Genomic DNA, 17,759 nt, shown 5'->3' on the forward strand with positions numbered 1-17,759 from the left:
GCCTTTTGTTAAAGCAGTGCCGGGGCAAGCCCTGTCACACTTTTTTGAAGATCAGCGAACCGTTAGTGCCGCCAAAGCCGAAGGAGTTGCACAGGGTGTACTCCATACCGGAAACCTGACGCGCTTCGTGTGGAACGAAGTCGAGGTCGCAGCCTTCATCCGGGTTGTCGAGGTTGATCGTCGGCGGAACCGCCTGATCGCGCAGCGCCAGGATAGAGTAAATCGACTCTACCGCCCCTGCCGCACCCAGCAGATGGCCGGTCATGGATTTGGTAGAGCTCACCAGTACGCGGCTCGCCGCATCACCGAAGACAGACTTAACCGCCTGCGCTTCCGCTTTATCGCCGGCCGGCGTCGAGGTGCCGTGGGCGTTGACGTAGCCGATCTGGCTTGGTTCGATGCCCGCATCGCGAATAGCATTCACCATTGCCAGCGCGGCGCCCGCGCCATCTTCCGGCGGTGACGTCATGTGGTAAGCATCGCTGCTCATGCCGAAGCCAACGATCTCGGCGTAGATTTTGGCGCCGCGTTTTTTGGCATGCTCGTACTCTTCCAGCACCACCATACCCGCGCCGTCGCCCAGCACGAAGCCGTCACGATCTTTATCCCACGGACGGCTCGCCGCCTGCGGGTTGTCATTGCGCGTGGAGAGCGCACGCGCCGCGCCGAAGCCGCCCACGCCAAGCGGGGTGCTGGCTTTTTCCGCGCCGCCTGCCACCATCGCATCGGCATCGCCATAGGCGATGATGCGCGCGGCCTGGCCGATGTTGTGCACGCCTGAAGTACACGCGGTCGCGATAGAGATACTTGGCCCACGCAGACCAAACATGATGGTCAGATGTCCGGCCACCATGTTAACAATTGTGGAAGGAACGAAGAATGGGCTGATCTTGCGCGGTCCGCCGTTAACCAGCGAACTGTGGTTTTCTTCGATCAAGCCGAGACCGCCAATACCGGAGCCGATAGCGGCGCCAATACGGGTTGCATTCTCTTCCGTCACTTCAAGGCCAGAATCCTGCATGGCCTGAACGCCAGCGACAATTCCATATTGAATGAAGGCATCCATCTTGCGCTGTTCTTTGCGCGAGATAATGTCATCACAGTTAAAATCCTTTACTAAGCCAGCAAATTTCGTTGCATAGGCGCTAGTATCGAAATGGTCGATCAGGCTGATGCCACTCTGACCGGCAAGGAGAGCTTTCCAGGTAGACTCTACGGTATTGCCGACAGGAGACAACATGCCCAGTCCGGTCACAACTACACGACGCTTAGACACGTTTGTCCTCCAGGGAGGGAAAATAGATTCTTGTGGGACAAAAAAAAGATAAAACTCAGGCGGTCGAATGACCGCCTGGAGATGTTCACTTACGCCTGGTGGCCGTTGATGTAATCAATGGCAGCCTGAACGGTGGTGATTTTCTCAGCTTCTTCGTCCGGAATCTCAGTATCAAACTCTTCTTCCAGAGCCATTACCAGCTCAACGGTGTCAAGAGAATCAGCGCCCAGGTCTTCAACGAAGGAAGCATTGTTGGTAACTTCTTCCTGCTTAACGCCCAGCTGCTCGCCGATAATTTTCTTAACGCGTTCTTCGATAGTGCTCATACTCTTAAATTTCCTATCAAAACTCGCTTTCGCGATGGTTTTCGTAGTGTATAAAATGTTGAAAAATTTGCAACTAAATCCCGGCAGGTCTTACCACGATTTTGCGCTATTTTGAGGCCGTTTGCCCTAAGAACGCAAATCTTTTCGCACAAAACCGCACAGAGAACCGTGCGAAGTGCGCGGTTCCTGAACGTTTTGCACAAATCTCGGTCAGACCATGTACATTCCGCCGTTGACGTGCAGCGTTTCACCAGTGATGTAACTTGCTTCGTCAGAGGCTAAAAATGCAACCGCGCTGGCGATTTCATTTGGGGTGCCAAGGCGCCCCGCAGGAACTGCCGCCAGCGTACCCGCACGCTGCTCATCGGTCAGCGCACGCGTCATGTCCGTTTCAATAAAGCCCGGAGCAACAACGTTTACAGTAATACCGCGGGACGCAACTTCACGCGCCAGTGATTTACTGAAGCCGATCAGACCCGCTTTCGCCGCGGCGTAGTTGGCCTGACCCGCATTTCCCATGGTACCAACCACAGAACCGATAGTGATAATACGTCCATGACGCTTTTTCATCATAGCGCGCATTACCGCTTTTGACAGACGGAAAACCGATGACAGGTTGGTTTCGATAATATCGTTCCACTCGTCATCTTTCATGCGCATTAACAGATTGTCGCGAGTGATCCCGGCATTATTCACCAGGATATCCACTTCGCCAAACTCTGCGCGCACATTTTCCAGAACAGATTCAATAGATGCCGGGTCGGTCACATTCAACATCAGACCTTTACCATTGGCGCCTAAATAGTCGCTGATCGCCTGCGCGCCGCTTTCGCTGGTCGCAGTACCTATAACTTTCGCGCCACGGGCGACGAGCGTTTCAGCGATGGCACGGCCAATACCGCGGCTTGCACCGGTAACCAGCGCGATTTTTCCTTCAAAACTCATGGTTTTCCTCTTTTATTGCTCAAGCGCCGCAGACATCGCCGCCGGCTCGTTAAGCGCGGAAGCGGTCAGGGTGTCAACAATACGTTTGGTCAGGCCGGTGAGGACTTTACCCGGGCCAACCTCATACAGATGCGATACGCCCTCGGCAGCCATAAACTCAACGGTTTTGGTCCACTGCACCGGGCTGTACAGCTGGCGCACCAGCGCGTCGCGAATGGCGTCCGGCGCGGTTTCGCACTTCACGTCGACGTTATTCACCACCGGAATCGTCGGCGCGTTGAAGGTGATCTTCTGCAGCTCTACCGCCAGTTTTTCTGCGGCTGGCTTCATCAGCGCGCAGTGGGACGGCACGCTCACCGGCAGCGGCAGCGCGCGTTTGGCGCCGGCGGCTTTACAGGCGGCGCCCGCACGTTCAACGGCCTCTTTGTGCCCGGCGATAACCACCTGGCCCGGAGAATTGTAGTTCACCGGAGAGACCACCTGCCCTTCGGCAGACTCTTCACAGGCTTTGGCGATAGCGGCGTCGTCCAGACCGATAATCGCGGACATGGCGCCGGTACCTTCCGGTACGGCTTCCTGCATGAATTTACCACGCAGCTCAACCAGGCGAACGGCATCAGCGAAACCGATAACGCCCGCGCATACCAGCGCGGAGTATTCGCCGAGGCTGTGACCCGCCAGCAGCGCTGGCGCTTTGCCGCCCTGCTGTTGCCAGACGCGGTACAGCGCCACGGAGGCGGCGAGCAGCGCCGGTTGAGTCTGCCAGGTCTTATTCAGTTCTTCTGCCGGGCCCTGTTGCGTCAGCGCCCACAGATCGTAACCCAACGCTGCGGAAGCTTCACCGAAGGTCTCTTCAATGACCGGCCAAGCGGCAGCCATTTCGGCCAGCATGCCTACGGCCTGAGAGCCCTGCCCCGGGAACACAAATGCGAATTGCGTCATGTTTAAATCCTTATACTAAAAACGAACCAGCGCGGAACCCCAGGTGAAACCGCCACCAAAGGCTTCCAGCAAAATCAGCTGACCGCGCTGAATACGGCCATCGCGGACGGCCTCATCCAGCGCGCAAGGGACTGACGCCGCGGAGGTGTTGCCATGGCGGTCGAGGGTCACAACGACGTTATCCATCGACATACCCAGTTTCTTCGCCGTCGCGCTGATAATACGCAGGTTAGCCTGATGCGGCACCAGCCAGTCCAGCGCTGAACGTTCAAGATTATTCGCTGCCAGCGTCTCATCAACGATGTGCGCCAGCTCGGTGACCGCCACTTTGAAGACTTCGTTGCCGGCCATCGTCAGATAGATCGGGTTTTCCGGATCGACGCGATCGGCGTTCGGCAGGGTCAGCAGTTCGCCATAGCTGCCGTCGGCATGCAGATGCGTCGAGATAATGCCCGGCTCTTCGGAGGCGCCCAGCACAACCGCGCCGGCGCCGTCGCCGAAAATAATAATCGTTCCGCGATCCGCCGGATCGCAGGTGCGCGCCAGCACATCGGCGCCAACAACCAGCGCATAATCTACCGCGCCGTTCTTCACATACTGATCGGCGACGCTTAGCGCATAGGTGAAACCGGCGCAGGCGGCGGCGACATCAAACGCCGGGCAACCCTTAACGCCCAGCATTGACTGGATCTGGCATGCAGAACTCGGAAACGCGTGCGTGCCGGAGGTGGTCGCAACGATAATCAGACCAATTTGCTCCGCGGACACGCCCGCCATCGCCAGCGCCTGCTTTGCGGCTTCAAAGCCCATCGTAGCAACTGTTTCATGCGCTGCGGCAATACGACGCTCACGGATACCTGTGCGGGTGACAATCCACTCGTCAGAGGTTTCTACCATTTTTTCCAGGTCGGCGTTTGTACGCACTTGCTCGGGCAGATAGCTGCCGGTACCAATAATCTTCGTATACATGTACGCTCAGTCACTCTTGGGTGATATACCCGCCTCGTTCAACCGCCGCGGCGTCAATCGTGGCCATTCGTCCCGCTTTGCTGTCGGGCGTTCACGTCACTGTCGCTTTCCGGCAGCTCGAAACCAGCTGGGTATAAAGATTCCAGGCGCGCGGCGATCCGCTGAGGGATCTGCCGCTGCACCGCCTGCACTGCCTGCTCTATCGCGACGCTAAAGGCGCGTTGATTGGCAGCACCATGACTCTTGATCACGGAACCGCGCAATCCTAACAGACAGGCGCCATTATACTGGTCGGGGTTGAGGTGACTGAATCGCCTCGCCAGGCTTTTTTGTAACCAACGTTTTAGTAACAGCAGCCACCACGACCGTTTTTTGCCCTCTCCCTGAGATTTCAGCAGTGAAAGGAACATTCTGACAACACCTTCCATGGTTTTTAATGTGACGTTGCCCGTGAATCCATCACAAACCAGCACATCGGTTTTTCCGGTCAACAGTTCATTGGCTTCAAGATAGCCGATGTAGTTGAGGGAAGGCAGCGTTTTGAGCACTGCGGCAGCATCGCGGATGCTGCCGAGGCCTTTCATCTCTTCTTCGCCGATGTTCAACAAAGCGACGCGGGGGTTGGCAATGCCGACCACTTCTTCCGCCAGCACCGCGCCCATTACCGCGAACTGCACCAGCATCGTGCTGTCGCAATCGACGTTGGCGCCGAGATCCAGCACCACGGTTTTGCCCTTCTGCTGGTGCGGTAAAACCGTCACCAGCGCCGGCCGCTCAATACCTTCGATCGGTTTGAGCAGCAGTTTCGCCAGACCCATCAGCGCGCCGGTGTTGCCAGCGCTGACGCAGGCTTGCGCCCGCCCTTCTTTCACAAGCTCCAGCGCCACGCGCATTGAGCTTCCGCGACTGCTGCGGATAGCCTGCGCGGGTCGCGCATCACTGGCAATAACTGACTGCGCAGGAATAATCTGCAGACGCGAACGTTGTTCGAAGTCAGCTTTGGCGAGTAATGGCGTGATGGCGTCGGGATCGCCGACTAAAAGAAGTGTGAGTTGCGAATTAGAGTTCAGTGCCTGCAGTGCTGCAGGCACCGTCACGGATGGGCCGAAATCGCCCCCCATGACATCTAACGCCAGGGTTAGACGTGTCAAGGTATCGTCGCTGCCCGGTTCGGTGATTCCCCAGTTGCCCGGGGAGTCCTCACTAAGCTTCATCACGCTGGCACCCGCGAATATTCACGCTGCAGACGCAACAATCCGGGCATAAATGCCCCCAGCGACCGGGTTAACCGAGTTTCCAGGGACGCACACGCCCGCCATGGCCTGCAACGGGAAATCCTGCGAGTATCGCGTGATTACTTAGCGATAACCTTGCGACCGCGGTAGAAACCGTCGGCAGTGATGTGGTGACGCAGGTGTTTCTCACCAGAAGTTTTGTCTACAGACAGGCTGGTGACTGCGGTCAGCGCGTCATGGGAACGACGCATGCCACGTTTGGAACGGGTTGGTTTATTCTGTTGTACGGCCATGGACCTTACTCCTCAATTACTTACGCTTTAAGCTGGCTAATACGGCAAATGGGTTTGGTTTTTGTGCCTCTTCAGGCAGTTCGCCAAAGACCATGTCCGCGTCGGACACTTCACAGTGTTCAGAATCATGCACCGGAACTACGGGCAGGGAGAGGATAATTTCATCCTCGACCATTGCCTGCAGGTCGATTTCACCGAATTCGTTAACCTCAATCGGCTCATACGCTTCCGGTAGTGCTTCGGCCTGTTCGTCATTTCTGACGGGGCTAAAACAATACGTGGTGTGGACGTGATGGGAGAACGGTTTCCCGCAACGCTGGCATTCGAGAGTTACCGTTACCTTTACATCGCCAGTAATAACGGCGAGACGCTGGTTATCGATAGCGAACGACATGCTGCATTCCACATCGCTGTCCACGCTGACTACAGAATCGGTTACACGTTCAACCTGATCGCGGGCATAGATGCCTTCGTAATCAAGGCGTTTTTGAGCCGTGCGTACCGGATCAAGAGTCAGGGGTAATTTTACCTTTTGCATAGGGCGCGCATATTAACTTTGTAATGTCATAGAGTCAAAGAAAAAGGCAGCCTCAGGTTGCCTTTTGCCATTTATTCGCACACATTGCGGCGCATAGTTTAAGATGATGCTCTGCGAAGCGCTATATGTGGATGAAAAAATATGTCTGATCTTATCCTCGCGTCAACCTCTCCCTGGCGGCGCATGCTGCTGGAAAAACTGGGTTTACCGTTTGAATGTGCCGCGCCTGACGTCGACGAAACGCCCCGGCCTGATGAATCCGCACGTCAGCTTGTCACCCGACTGGCGCAGGCCAAAGCGCAAAGTCTGGCCACACGCTTCCCTAATCACCTTATTATAGGCTCCGATCAGGTTTGCGTACTGGACGGTGAAATCACCGGCAAACCGCACACCGAGGAAAATGCCCGCAGGCAGTTAAGAAAGGCCAGCGGGTCAATCATTACCTTTTATACCGGACTGGCGCTGTACAACTCTGCCAGCGGCCATCTGCAAACCGAATGCGAACCCTTTGACGTTCACTTTCGCCATCTCAGTGATAAAGAGATAGAAGGCTATGTGCGCAAAGAGAACCCGCTGCAGTGCGCCGGGAGTTTCAAGAGCGAAGGGTTGGGCATTACGCTGTTCGAACGGCTGGAAGGCCGCGACCCGAACACCCTGGTCGGTTTACCCTTAATCGCGCTCTGTCAGATGTTGCGCCGTGAAAACTACAACCCGCTGTTAGGCTGAGGCAAAAAAAACGGCGGAACTGATTCCGCCGTTGCGCTTATTTGCTCTTCCGTAGCACCTGTAAACAGTGCTTCAGCTGGTTGTCCAGCGGCGCCTCAACGCGCATCACCTCCCCGCTCCCCGGGTGGGTAAACTTCAGCGCCGCCGCGTGCAGGAACAGGCGGTTTAAGCCGGTAGCGGACAGCTGCTTGTCGAACTCGCGGTCGCCATAGCGGTCGTCAAAAGCGATAGGATGGCCGGCATACTGGGTATGAACGCGGATCTGATGCGTGCGGCCGGTGACCGGGCTGCAGCGCACCAGCGTGGCGAATTCGTAACGCTCTTCCACTTTAAAGCGCGTCTCCGACGGCTTGCCTTCCTGACTCACGCGAACGATGCGCTCCCCGCTCTGCAGAATATTCTTCAACAGCGGGGCCTGGACCACTTTGGTATGCGACTGCCACTGGCCGCGCACCAGCGCCAGATAATCTTTCTGCATGCCTTTATCGCGCAGTTGCTCGTGCAGCGAACGCAGCGCTGAGCGCTTTTTCGCCACCAGCAGCACGCCGGAGGTATCCCGGTCGAGACGATGCACCAGCTCAAGGAAGCGCGCCTCCGGGCGCAGGGCGCGCAGCCCTTCAATCACGCCGAAGCTCAGGCCGCTGCCGCCGTGTACCGCGGTACCAGAAGGCTTATTGAGCACCAGAATATGATCGTCTTCATAGAGGATCACCTCAGAGAGCGCGGCCACTTTCTGCAGGTGCGGCGATACCGCCTCTTCTTCACGCTCCGCCACGCGTACCGGCGGGATACGGACTTCATCGCCCGCTTCCAGCTTATACTCCGGCTTCACGCGCTTTTTGTTTACCCGCACCTCGCCTTTACGCAGGATGCGATAAATCATGCTCTTCGGTACGCCTTTCAATTGCGTACGCAAAAAGTTGTCGATACGTTGCCCCGCTTCATCAGCAGCAATGGCAACCATTTTTACGGTTGGGGTCTCAGTTTTCATGGTGCGCGATTCTAAATAGCCGGACGCATTAGCGCCACTCATTTTTATATGCTTATATTTATCATTATCCTGTTTTCACGGTTTACCTGACCGCCATTTTGTTTGTTATTAGAACAATCTGTATGGGCAGGTGATAAAACTGTGAGTAACCGGGTGATAAAAGGTGAAAGTCAACTTGCTATAACAAGGTTAGCAATGGAATAATGAGACCGTTTTCCGTATTGCATCTTGTTAGAACAAGACATTAGCGGAATGACCAATTTTGTCTGACCGATCGCCCACGCAGCAATGGCGTAAGACGTTGTGATCTTTCAGACAGTTAGCGGGCTGCGGGTTGCAGTCCTTACCGGTACAGGCTCTATGGATTTCAAGTCGCAGGAAGGCGTCAACTCCGGGACTCCCGGGAGCTCATCTGGATCGCCAGATCGAGGTGAGCAGGTTAAGCCACCATGCCTGCAACGCGAAAGACGACGAGTATAAATGGAATATTCTCTGGTGATACATCCCAGGCTGTTCCCCTGAATAATTGCGCTGTGTTTCCGTTTGAAACACAGGCGACCGACACTCTGCGCCTCTTAAGCGCGCGACAACCGTGAGGTTGGCGACGTGAACCAGACACGAGGCCATCGGTTTTCCCCCGGAAAGGCATTACTCTGCCCGCAGCTTAGTCGTCAATGTAAGAATAATGAGTAAGTTACGATGAAAAGAATGTTAATCAACGCAACTCAGCAGGAAGAGTTGCGCGTCGCCCTTGTTGATGGGCAGCGCCTGTACGACCTGGATATCGAAAGCCCCGGGCACGAACAGAAAAAAGCGAACATCTACAAAGGCAAAATCACCCGCATTGAACCCAGCCTTGAAGCCGCGTTTGTTGATTACGGCGCCGAGCGTCATGGTTTCCTCCCCCTCAAAGAAATCGCCCGCGAATACTTCCCCGCCAACTACAATGCGCATGGTCGTCCTAATATCAAAGACGTACTGCGGGAAGGTCAGGAAGTTATCGTGCAGATTGATAAAGAAGAACGCGGCAACAAAGGCGCTGCGCTCACCACCTTTATCAGCCTGGCGGGCAGCTATCTGGTACTGATGCCGAACAACCCGCGCGCCGGGGGAATTTCCCGCCGTATCGAGGGCGACGACCGTACCGAACTGAAAGAAGCGCTGGCGAGCCTGGAGCTTCCGGACGGCATGGGCCTGATCGTTCGCACCGCTGGCGTCGGCAAATCCGCCGAAGCCCTGCAGTGGGACCTGAGCTTCCGCCTGAAGCACTGGGAAGCGATTCAGAAAGCCGCGGAAAGCCGTCCGGCGCCGTTCCTGATCCACCAGGAAAGCAACGTCATTGTCCGCGCCTTCCGTGACTACCTGCGCCAGGACATCGGCGAAATCCTGATCGATAACCCGAAAGTGCTTGAGCTGGCGCGCCAGCATATCGCCGCGCTGGGTCGTCCGGATTTCAGCAGCAAAATCAAACTGTACACCGGTGAAATCCCGCTGTTCAGCCATTATCAGATCGAATCGCAAATTGAGTCCGCCTTCCAGCGCGAAGTGCGCCTGCCTTCCGGCGGGTCTATCGTTATCGATAGCACCGAAGCGCTGACCGCGATCGATATCAACTCCGCCCGCGCCACCCGCGGCGGCGATATCGAAGAGACAGCCTTCAATACCAACCTCGAAGCGGCTGACGAAATTGCCCGCCAGCTGCGTCTGCGCGACCTCGGCGGCCTGATCGTTATCGACTTCATCGATATGACCCCGGTTCGCCACCAGCGCGCCGTGGAGAATCGTCTGCGCGAAGCCGTCCGTCAGGACCGGGCGCGCATTCAGATCAGCCATATTTCGCGCTTCGGCCTGCTGGAGATGTCCCGTCAGCGCCTGAGCCCGTCGCTGGGCGAGTCCAGCCACCACGTCTGCCCGCGCTGCTCCGGCACCGGCACCGTGCGTGATAACGAATCGCTGTCGCTCTCTATTCTGCGTCTGATCGAAGAAGAAGCGCTGAAAGAGAATACCAAAGAAGTCCACGCCATTGTTCCGGTACCGATCGCCTCCTATCTGCTGAACGAAAAACGTGCCGCAGTGAGCGCTATCGAATCCCGTCAGGGCGATGTGCGCGTTATTATCGTGCCAAACGACGAAATGCAAACGCCGCACTACTCCGTCCTGCGCGTGCGCAAAGGTGAAGAAACCTCAACGCTGAGCTATCTGCTGCCGAAGCTGCATGAAGAAGAGATGGCGCTGCCAGGCGACGATGAGCCGGCGGAGCGGAAACGTCCGGAACAGCCGGCCCTGGCCGCTTTTGTCATGCCAGATGCGCCGCCAGCCCCGATGCTCGAAGAGCCTGCCGCCGCGCCTGTCGCCGCAGCGGCACCGGTCGCGGCCGCCGCACCGGCGCAGCCTGGCCTGCTCTCACGCTTCTTCAGCGCGCTGAAGAATATCTTCTCTGGCGCCGAAGAGGCCAAACCGGCTGAAGTTCAGGTCGAGAAGAAAGCGGAAGAAAAACCGGAGCGTCAGCAGGAGCGTCGTAAACCGCGCGCCAACAACCGCCGCGACCGCAACGACCGCCGTGATAACCGCGACAATCGTGACAACCGCGATAACCGTGACAATCGCGACACCCGTGCGGACAATGCCGAGGGCCGTGAACCGCGCGAATCGCGTGAAGAGAACCGTCGCAACCGTCGCGAGAAGCCGTCGCAGAACGTGGAAGCCCGTGATGTTCGCCAAACCTCAGGCGACGACGCGGAGAAAGCGAAATCCCGTGACGAGCAGCAGCCGCGCCGCGAACGCACCCGCCGCCGCAATGACGACAAACGTCAGGCGCAGCAGGAAGCCAAAGCGCAGACTCGCGAAGAGCCGGTTGTGCAGGAGACGGAGCAGGAAGAGCGTGTACAAACTCTGCCGCGTCGTAAACCGCGCCAGCTGGCACAGAAAGTGCGCGTTGAGTCCGCTGTCGTCGAGCCAGTTGCCGAGATCGTGCCAGAAGCCGTAGTGGCTGAAGTTATCGCTCCGCAAAGCGAGCCGGTGAAAGCCGAGCTGCCGGCAGGGGTGGAGAGCGTTGCGGACCAGGACGAAAATGGCGAATCCCGTGAAGCGAACGGTATGCCGCGTCGCTCACGTCGCTCCCCGCGTCACCTGCGCGTCAGCGGTCAGCGTCGTCGTCGCTATCGTGACGAACGCTATCCGACCCAGTCGCCTATGCCGCTGACCGTAGCCTGCGCATCGCCGGAGATGGCTTCCGGTAAAGTCTGGATCCGCTACCCGGTGGTTCGTCCGCAGGATCAGCAGCCGGAAGAGGTTCAGGTTCAGGACGCCAGCGTCGCGAAAACTGTCGAGGCCGTAGCGGCCCCGGTTGCCGTCGTTGAAACCGTTACCGCTGCGCCGGTCACCGTCGAGCCGGCTACCATGGAACCAGTAACCGCTGAGCCGGTAGTCGTTGAGCCGGTAGCGGCCGCCGAGCCGCTGGTCGTTGATGCTGCGGAAGTTGTCGCGCCAGCAGCCGTCGAGCCAGCGCCTCAGGAGCCGGTCACCGAAGCACCGGCTGTCGAAGCGCCTCAGGCTATCGCGCCAGTGACGCTCGACGCCGAGCCGGTGGTGGTAGAACCTGAAGCGGTGGAAACGACGCCTGTCGTTGCAGCGCCAGTGGAAACTATCGCCCCGGTCGCAGAAACCGTGGAGCAAGCGCCAGTGACCGAAGCGGCCCCTGCCGAACCGGTCAAAGCCGAGCCCCCGGTGAGCAAGCCGGTCGTAGTGGCGGGTCATCGCCATGCCACCGCGCCAATGACCCGTGCGCCAGCTCCGGACTATGTCCCGGAAGCACCGCGTCACAGCACCTGGGTGCGCCCGCCGTTCGCCTTTGAAGGTAAAGGCGCCGCCGGTGGTCATAGCGCGACCCATAAAGCCACCGCTGAACCGACTCGCCCACAGCCCGTCGAGTAAGCGTGCTTAATAAAAAAACCGGCCTTCGGCCGGTTTTTTTATGCGCTTTGCGGACGCTGCATCCCGGCGAGATCCGGCATGATCTCCCGCATCAGGTCGAGGAACTTACGCAGGCGTGTCGGGTAATAGCGCGCCCAGGGATAAACCAGATGAACCGGCAGCGAGGCGGGTCGCCACTGCGGGAACAGCTCAATCAGCCGTCCGGCGGCAATATCCTCCACGACCGTCCAGCTGGACACCATCGCCACCCCCAGCCCCGCCAGCGCGGTGTTGCGCGCGACGTAAAGACTGTCAGTGCTCAGACAGGGAGTAATCGCTGTAGAGACAATCTGCCCGCTTGCCTGATGCCTGAGCCGTACCTCATGCTGATAAAAGGTATTAATGGCGATCCATGGCAGGCCCGATAACGCCTCCAGCGAGGTTAACGGCGGATACTTCGCCAGCAGCTCAGGAGAAGCCACTACGCAGCGCGGCACTTCCGCCAGCAGTACGGATACCGTTGCTGGATCCACCTCCGCCCCCACGCGAATAGCGCAGTCGATATTATCGCTGAGGAAGTCGACGGTATTATCGTTTAGCATCCACTCCACCGACAGCTGCGGATGGCGCTGTAGAAATGCCACCAGCGGCGCCAGCAGTTGCTGCTGGCCAAACGCGTGGGGCGCCCGCACTCGCAGAACGCCCACCGGCCGATCGTCGGCAATACGCAGGTCATCCTCCAGCGCCAGCCAGGCGTCCACCACCTGACGGGCGTGACGATAACAGCGTTCGCCATCGTCAGTGAGCTTCATCGCATGGGTGGTGCGCAGGATCAGCTTAACCCCCAGCAGCCCTTCAAGGGACTGCAGGCGGCGGCTGACGGTCGCCTGGGTAGTGTCCATCTGCCCTGCGGCGGCGGAGAGCGATCCGGCCTCTACGATGCGGATATAGGTGCGCATCAGCTCAATGCGGTCTATACGCTCTTGTCTTTTCATTTTTCTTTTGCCTATACGTGCTACGTATAACCGTTTTACCACCAGCCCAGCTACCGCGCCAGCCGCATTCAGGGAAAAATAGCCCCATCGCATCTATGAGGCATTGAACATGACACCGACTTCCCTTTCCACCCGCGACGCAGGCTGGATTATCTTCATTCTCGCACTCGGCGCCGGCTTTAGCGTCGCCTCTATTTACTACGCGCAGCCGCTGCTGCCGTTGATGGGCGCCAATCTCCACCTGACTGTAGAAGGTATGGGTCTGGTCCCTACCCTGACGCAGGCGGGTTATGCGCTCGGCATTCTGTTCCTGCTCCCGCTCGGCGACCGCCACGATCGCCGCCGGCTGATCCTGGTGAAAAGCGCGCTGCTGGCGCTCCTGCTGCTCCTGTGCAGCCTCACCGGCCAGCTCAGCTCACTGCTGGTGGTCAGTCTGCTGATCGGTATGGCGGCGACCATGGCGCAGGATATCGTCCCGGCGGCGGCGATCCTCGCCCCGGCGGGCAAGCAGGGAAAAATGGTGGGCACGGTGATGACCGGGCTGCTGCTGGGGATCCTGCTCTCCCGGACGGTCAGCGGCGTGGTGGGCGCCGTATTCGGCTGGCGGGTGATGTATCAGGCGGCGGCGGTCAGCGTCGCGCTGATTGGCCTGGTAATGTGGCGCGTCCTGCCGCGCTTCGCTGTGCACTCGACGCTGAGCTATCCGCAGCTGATGGCCTCGATGGCGCATCTGTGGCAGCGTTACCCGGCATTACGCCGCGCCGCGCTAGCTCAGGGCGCGCTCTCCATCGCTTTTAGCGCCTTCTGGTCGACGCTGGCGGTGATGCTCTCCGAACACTATCACATGGGCAGCGCAGTAGCGGGCGGTTTCGGTATCGCCGGGGCCGCCGGGGCGCTGGCCGCGCCGCTTGCCGGCGGTCTGGCCGATAAATTTGGCGCCGGTAAGGTGACACAGATGGGTGCGGCGCTGGTCACCCTCTCCTTTGCCCTGATGTTTATGCTGCCGCTGCTGCCAGTGCACGCTCAGTTGGCGCTGATTGCCCTGTCGGCGATTGGCTTTGACCTTGGCCTGCAGTCAAGCCTGGTGGCGCATCAGAACCTGGTATATGGCCTTGAGCCACAGGCCCGCGGCCGCCTCAACGCCCTGCTGTTCACCGTGGTGTTTATCGGGATGTCGCTGGGGTCGGTGCTGGGCAGTAAGCTGTACGTGCTGGCCGGCTGGAACGGAGTGGTCACGCTGGCAGTGATCACTGGCGCGCTAGCCCTGGCGATCCGTCTGCTGGAGAATGCCCGCATCCTCGCTGCCGAACGCAGCGCATCATAAAAAAACCCCGCTTCGCCTGCGGCGAAGCGGGGTTTTTCTACCCACACAACTGCTTACGCCTACGCCGTGCGACGGACAAACTCTTTCACGCGGAAGCCCAGCACCAGCAGCGTGGCGAAATAGGCTACCACCCCGGCGATAACCACCGCCAGCAAACGCATCAGACGGAACGGCATCGTCCCCAGCGACCACTCAGGCATGAGATGCATGACGCCCAGCAGCGCCGCGGCCATAACCAGCACTGCAATAATCAGACGCAGCAGGAAGGCCAACCAGCCTGGCTGCGGGGTGAAAATTTTCTGTTTACGCAGCTGCCAGTAGAGCAGCGCGGCGTTCAGGCAGGCCGCCAGGCCGATGGACAGCGACAGACCCGCATGCTTCAGCGGGCCGATAAACGCCAGGTTCATTACCTGGGTCATAATCAGGGTGATAATAGCAATCTTGACCGGGGTCTTGATGTCCTGACGGGAATAGAAGCCCGGCGCCAGAACTTTCACCACGATAAGGCCCATCAGCCCTACGGAATAAGCCACCAGCGCGCGCTGGGTCATCGCCGCGTCAAAGGCGCTGAATTTGCCGTACTGGAACAGAGCCACGGTTAGCGGTTTGGCGAGGATCCCCAGCGCCACCGCGCTCGGCAGCGCCAGCAGAAAACAGAGACGCAGTCCCCAGTCCATCAGCCGGCAATACTCGTCATGGTTACCGCTGGCGAAGCTTTTTGACAGCGATGGCAGCAGGATAGTGCCGAGCGCCACGCCCAGCACGCCGGAGGGAAACTCCATCAGGCGGTCGGCATAATACATCCACGACACCGAGCCCGACACGAGGAATGAGGCGAAAATGGTATTGATGATAAGGGAGATCTGGCTTACCGACACGCCAAGGATCGCCGGCCCCATCTGCTTCACCACCCGCATCGCGCCGGCATCTTTCAGATTAATTCGCGGCAGGACCAGCATGCCAATCTTCTTCAGATGCGGCAGCTGGTAAGCCAGCTGCAGCACGCCGCCGACCGTCACCGCCCAGGCCAGCGCCAGCACCGGCGGATGGAAATATGGCGCGGCAAACAGCGCAAAGCCAATCATACTGACGTTGAGGAACGTCGGCGCAAAGGCCGGCACCGAGAAGCGGTTCCAGGTATTGAGGATCGCCCCCACCAGCGAAGCCAGGGAGATCAGCAAAATATAGGGAAAGGTAATACGCAGCAGCTGGGTGGTTAGCGCAAACTTATCGGCGGTATCGGCAAAGCCGGGCGCAGTAATGGTGATTACCCACGGCGCCGCCAGCATCCCGATAACGGTAACGATAGCCAGGGCCAGGGTCAGCAGCCCGGAGACGTATGAGACAAACACGCGGGTGGCATCTTCGCCCTGCTTGCTTTTATATTCGGCAAGGATCGGCACAAACGCCTGTGAGAAGGCGCCTTCGGCAAAAATACGCCGCAGCAGGTTAGGCAGTTTGAAGGCGACAAAAAAGGCATCGGTCGCCATCCCGGCGCCAAAAATACGCGCCACAATCGCATCGCGGGCAAAGCCCAGCACGCGCGAAAACATGGTCATCGAACTGACTGCCGCCAGTGATTTTAAAAGGTTCATTACGCTGTTATTCCAAACCCTGGAGTAAAACGCCCGCAAATGCGGGCGCTGGAAAGTGGCGATAGTCTACCGGGTTCAACATGAATTACTACTGTCAGTTGTTACAATGGATTATTCGCTAATGGCGCCGCGCCACAGTTTCTCAACGATCCGCTGAGCCAGCAGCGCCTGTTCGCCTGCAGTTTCAGGAACTGTCTGATTTTGCACGCATTCGATAAAATGGCGCGCGCAGCCGACAAAGCCGCGCTGCTCAAGGGTGGTTTGCCAGCCGGCAACCGGGCGCTGGACCACGCCATGACCGCACTCCTCCTGCCATTCGCGCATCTCGCTGACGGCATATAACCCGCCATCCGTGACCGCCTGCACCCACTCGCGCTGGCTGCCTGCGCGACGATGCATGCTGGTGGTGACCTGCAGCCGGGGCGAACTGAACTGATGTTCGGCATAGAGCATTTCGCCCTGCGGGGTGATCTTCAGCGCGCCGCCGCGCAGACGTGCCTGACCGTCGGCCAGCCATAGCGCGGTATCCACCACGTGCAGATAGTCATCAAGCAGCGTAAAGCGCAGATCGTTGCCGACGCTATCGCTACGATGTTTATCCATCCGCAGCGAGGCCGCCTCGCCCAGCCGCCCCTTCAGCTCCCGATAGAGCGGCGCGAAGCGGCGATTGAAACCGACCATCAACGTCAGTCGACGTCGCGCCGCCAGCTCGACCAGCGTCTCCGCCTCACTCAGCTTGTCCGCCAATGGTTTATCCACACAAACATGAACCCCGGCATTCAGTAAGTGATTCACTACTTCATAATGTGAAGCCGTCGAGGTATGGACAAAGACCGCATCGCACTGTGCCGCCAGGGCATCGAGGGAATCAGCGTATGGCATCCGCCAGGTTTCGCAGATCCGCAGCGCCTTCTCTTTACCCGGCGACCAGGCCGCCTGCAGCGTCCAGCTTTCCGCCGCCCCCAGCACCGGCAGCCACGCTTTCTGCGCAATGCTGCCTAAGCCGACCACCCCAATGCGCAATCTTGTCCCCACGTTTTAGTCTCCCAGATGGTGTAACAGCGAATCGAGGCGCGCTTTCAGCTCCGCCACCTCGCCCTCCAGCGCTTCAACCCTGGCGCGCAGATCGCCGTCATCGTCCAGCGGCGCGAGAGCTTCCACTGTGGTGATCAGCGTGTCCATATCGTCGCAAAACAGATGCATATAGCGGCTTTCCCGTTTTCCCGGCTCCCGGGGCAGCCGGGCGACGAAGGGGCCATCTTCGCGCGTCGTCAGCCCTTCCAGCACGCTTTCCACTTCCGCCATATCGCTGAACTCATACATCCGCTGCGCCCGGCTGCGTAGTTCGCCCGGCGTCTGAGCACCGCGCAGCAGCAGCGTCGTGACCACCGCAACCTCGCCGGCGCTAAGCTTCAGATCGCCAAATTCGGAGTTGCAAAAGCGCTGTTCATACTTGGTGACGCGATTACCGAATCCGCTGACCGTGCGCAGATAGTGCCGTTTCACCAGCGTATCCAGCAGGGCCTGGACCTCGCTTTCGCTCAGCGACATCACTGGCTCGCGGTTGGTTTTCTGATTGCAGGCGGTCACCACGGCATTTACCGACAGCGGATACTGCTCGGGGGTGGTGACCTGCTTTTCCAGCAGGCAGCCAATGACGCGCGCTTCATGCGCAGTTAACTGATATTTCAT

Annotated in this window: 16 protein-coding genes; 3 read left to right on the forward strand and 13 right to left on the reverse strand. The window is 58.6% G+C overall.

Annotated features, from left to right (window positions below):
* Positions 1–34 precede the first annotated feature (34 nt).
* The 8 genes from fabF to yceD form a co-directional block, all read right to left on the reverse strand.
* A complete protein-coding gene (gene fabF, locus AB1E37_RS15700; RefSeq protein WP_004224089.1) occupies positions 35–1,276 on the reverse strand; it encodes a beta-ketoacyl-ACP synthase II in 1,242 nt (413 codons plus the stop codon).
* A gap of 89 nt (positions 1,277–1,365) precedes the next feature.
* Positions 1,366–1,602: an acyl carrier protein gene (acpP, locus tag AB1E37_RS15705; RefSeq protein WP_000103754.1), complete on the reverse strand. Its 237-nt coding sequence runs from the start codon at positions 1,600–1,602 to the stop codon at positions 1,366–1,368.
* Between the two features lie 210 nt (positions 1,603–1,812).
* Entirely contained in the window at positions 1,813–2,547 is a 735-nt protein-coding gene (fabG, locus tag AB1E37_RS15710) for a 3-oxoacyl-ACP reductase FabG (protein WP_002899294.1), read from the reverse strand.
* A gap of 12 nt (positions 2,548–2,559) precedes the next feature.
* Positions 2,560–3,489 (reverse strand): ACP S-malonyltransferase, encoded by a 930-nt coding sequence (gene fabD, locus AB1E37_RS15715; RefSeq protein ID WP_002899289.1) that lies wholly within the window; start codon positions 3,487–3,489, stop codon positions 2,560–2,562.
* A gap of 15 nt (positions 3,490–3,504) precedes the next feature.
* Entirely contained in the window at positions 3,505–4,458 is a 954-nt protein-coding gene (locus AB1E37_RS15720) for a beta-ketoacyl-ACP synthase III (protein ID WP_002899288.1), read from the reverse strand.
* Positions 4,459–4,511: 53 nt separating this feature from the next.
* Positions 4,512–5,609, reverse strand: coding sequence for a phosphate acyltransferase PlsX (gene plsX / locus AB1E37_RS15725; RefSeq protein WP_004224085.1), 1,098 nt, complete (start codon positions 5,607–5,609; stop codon positions 4,512–4,514).
* Positions 5,610–5,812: 203 nt separating this feature from the next.
* Positions 5,813–5,986 carry a 50S ribosomal protein L32 gene (gene rpmF / locus AB1E37_RS15730; protein ID WP_000290724.1) on the reverse strand — a complete coding sequence of 58 codons (174 nt, stop codon included), beginning with the start codon at positions 5,984–5,986 and terminating at the stop codon, positions 5,813–5,815.
* Between the two features lie 16 nt (positions 5,987–6,002).
* The gene (yceD, locus tag AB1E37_RS15735; protein WP_032447470.1) at positions 6,003–6,524 is read right to left on the reverse strand and encodes a 23S rRNA accumulation protein YceD; all 522 of its coding nucleotides are present in this window, start codon (positions 6,522–6,524) and stop codon (positions 6,003–6,005) included.
* Between the two features lie 141 nt (positions 6,525–6,665).
* On the opposite strand from yceD, the gene AB1E37_RS15740 reads away from it, so the two are divergent.
* Positions 6,666–7,250 carry a nucleoside triphosphate pyrophosphatase gene (locus AB1E37_RS15740; protein ID WP_002899273.1) on the forward strand — a complete coding sequence of 195 codons (585 nt, stop codon included), beginning with the start codon at positions 6,666–6,668 and terminating at the stop codon, positions 7,248–7,250.
* A 37-nt stretch (positions 7,251–7,287) separates the two neighbouring features.
* Here AB1E37_RS15740 and rluC read toward each other — a convergent pair whose 3' ends face one another.
* Positions 7,288–8,241 (reverse strand): 23S rRNA pseudouridine(955/2504/2580) synthase RluC, encoded by a 954-nt coding sequence (gene rluC / locus AB1E37_RS15745; protein ID WP_002899271.1) that lies wholly within the window; start codon positions 8,239–8,241, stop codon positions 7,288–7,290.
* A gap of 699 nt (positions 8,242–8,940) precedes the next feature.
* Here rluC and rne point away from each other — a divergent pair.
* Positions 8,941–12,174 (forward strand): ribonuclease E, encoded by a 3,234-nt coding sequence (gene rne / locus AB1E37_RS15750; protein ID WP_025368281.1) that lies wholly within the window; start codon positions 8,941–8,943, stop codon positions 12,172–12,174.
* Positions 12,175–12,212: 38 nt separating this feature from the next.
* Here the strand turns inward: rne and AB1E37_RS15755 are convergent, their stop codons facing one another.
* Positions 12,213–13,241, reverse strand: a complete 1,029-nt coding sequence (locus tag AB1E37_RS15755) for a LysR family transcriptional regulator (RefSeq protein ID WP_014907853.1) — start codon at positions 13,239–13,241, stop codon at positions 12,213–12,215.
* Between the two features lie 16 nt (positions 13,242–13,257).
* Between AB1E37_RS15755 and AB1E37_RS15760 the strand changes: the two genes are divergently transcribed.
* Positions 13,258–14,472 carry an MFS transporter gene (locus AB1E37_RS15760; RefSeq protein WP_004176581.1) on the forward strand — a complete coding sequence of 405 codons (1,215 nt, stop codon included), beginning with the start codon at positions 13,258–13,260 and terminating at the stop codon, positions 14,470–14,472.
* A 59-nt stretch (positions 14,473–14,531) separates the two neighbouring features.
* On the opposite strand, the gene murJ is transcribed toward AB1E37_RS15760, so the two are convergent.
* The 3 genes from murJ to AB1E37_RS15775 all read right to left on the reverse strand — a co-directional run bounded on the left by murJ (position 14,532) and on the right by AB1E37_RS15775 (position 17,759).
* Positions 14,532–16,067 carry a murein biosynthesis integral membrane protein MurJ gene (gene murJ, locus AB1E37_RS15765; protein WP_002899104.1) on the reverse strand — a complete coding sequence of 512 codons (1,536 nt, stop codon included), beginning with the start codon at positions 16,065–16,067 and terminating at the stop codon, positions 14,532–14,534.
* 111 nt (positions 16,068–16,178) lie between these two features.
* Positions 16,179–17,090 (reverse strand): Gfo/Idh/MocA family protein, encoded by a 912-nt coding sequence (locus AB1E37_RS15770; protein WP_164996062.1) that lies wholly within the window; start codon positions 17,088–17,090, stop codon positions 16,179–16,181.
* Between the two features lie 15 nt (positions 17,091–17,105).
* A complete protein-coding gene (locus tag AB1E37_RS15775; RefSeq protein WP_004179323.1) occupies positions 17,106–17,759 on the reverse strand; it encodes a YceH family protein in 654 nt (217 codons plus the stop codon).

The sequence above is a fragment of the Klebsiella sp. Shm-1 genome, assembly GCF_040804525.1.
Taxonomy (GTDB): domain Bacteria; phylum Pseudomonadota; class Gammaproteobacteria; order Enterobacterales; family Enterobacteriaceae; genus Klebsiella; species Klebsiella pneumoniae.

What these genes read in the sequence shown, in the direction of transcription:
- acpP (WP_000103754.1), bottom strand. Translation starts at nt 1,602, where the DNA reads ATGAGCACTATCGAAGAACGCGTTAAGAAAATTATCGGCGAGCAGCTG.
- fabG (WP_002899294.1), bottom strand. Translation starts at nt 2,547, where the DNA reads ATGAGTTTTGAAGGAAAAATCGCGCTGGTTACCGGTGCAAGCCGCGGT.
- fabD (WP_002899289.1), bottom strand. Translation starts at nt 3,489, where the DNA reads ATGACGCAATTCGCATTTGTGTTCCCGGGGCAGGGCTCTCAGGCCGTA.
- AB1E37_RS15720 (WP_002899288.1), bottom strand. Translation starts at nt 4,458, where the DNA reads ATGTATACGAAGATTATTGGTACCGGCAGCTATCTGCCCGAGCAAGTG.
- rpmF (WP_000290724.1), bottom strand. Translation starts at nt 5,986, where the DNA reads ATGGCCGTACAACAGAATAAACCAACCCGTTCCAAACGTGGCATGCGT.
- yceD (WP_032447470.1), bottom strand. Translation starts at nt 6,524, where the DNA reads ATGCAAAAGGTAAAATTACCCCTGACTCTTGATCCGGTACGCACGGCT.
- AB1E37_RS15740 (WP_002899273.1), top strand. Translation starts at nt 6,666, where the DNA reads ATGTCTGATCTTATCCTCGCGTCAACCTCTCCCTGGCGGCGCATGCTG.
- rluC (WP_002899271.1), bottom strand. Translation starts at nt 8,241, where the DNA reads ATGAAAACTGAGACCCCAACCGTAAAAATGGTTGCCATTGCTGCTGAT.
- rne (WP_025368281.1), top strand. Translation starts at nt 8,941, where the DNA reads ATGAAAAGAATGTTAATCAACGCAACTCAGCAGGAAGAGTTGCGCGTC.
- AB1E37_RS15755 (WP_014907853.1), bottom strand. Translation starts at nt 13,241, where the DNA reads ATGCGATGGGGCTATTTTTCCCTGAATGCGGCTGGCGCGGTAGCTGGG.
- AB1E37_RS15760 (WP_004176581.1), top strand. Translation starts at nt 13,258, where the DNA reads ATGACACCGACTTCCCTTTCCACCCGCGACGCAGGCTGGATTATCTTC.
- murJ (WP_002899104.1), bottom strand. Translation starts at nt 16,067, where the DNA reads ATGAACCTTTTAAAATCACTGGCGGCAGTCAGTTCGATGACCATGTTT.
- AB1E37_RS15775 (WP_004179323.1), bottom strand. Translation starts at nt 17,759, where the DNA reads ATGAAATATCAGTTAACTGCGCATGAAGCGCGCGTCATTGGCTGCCTG.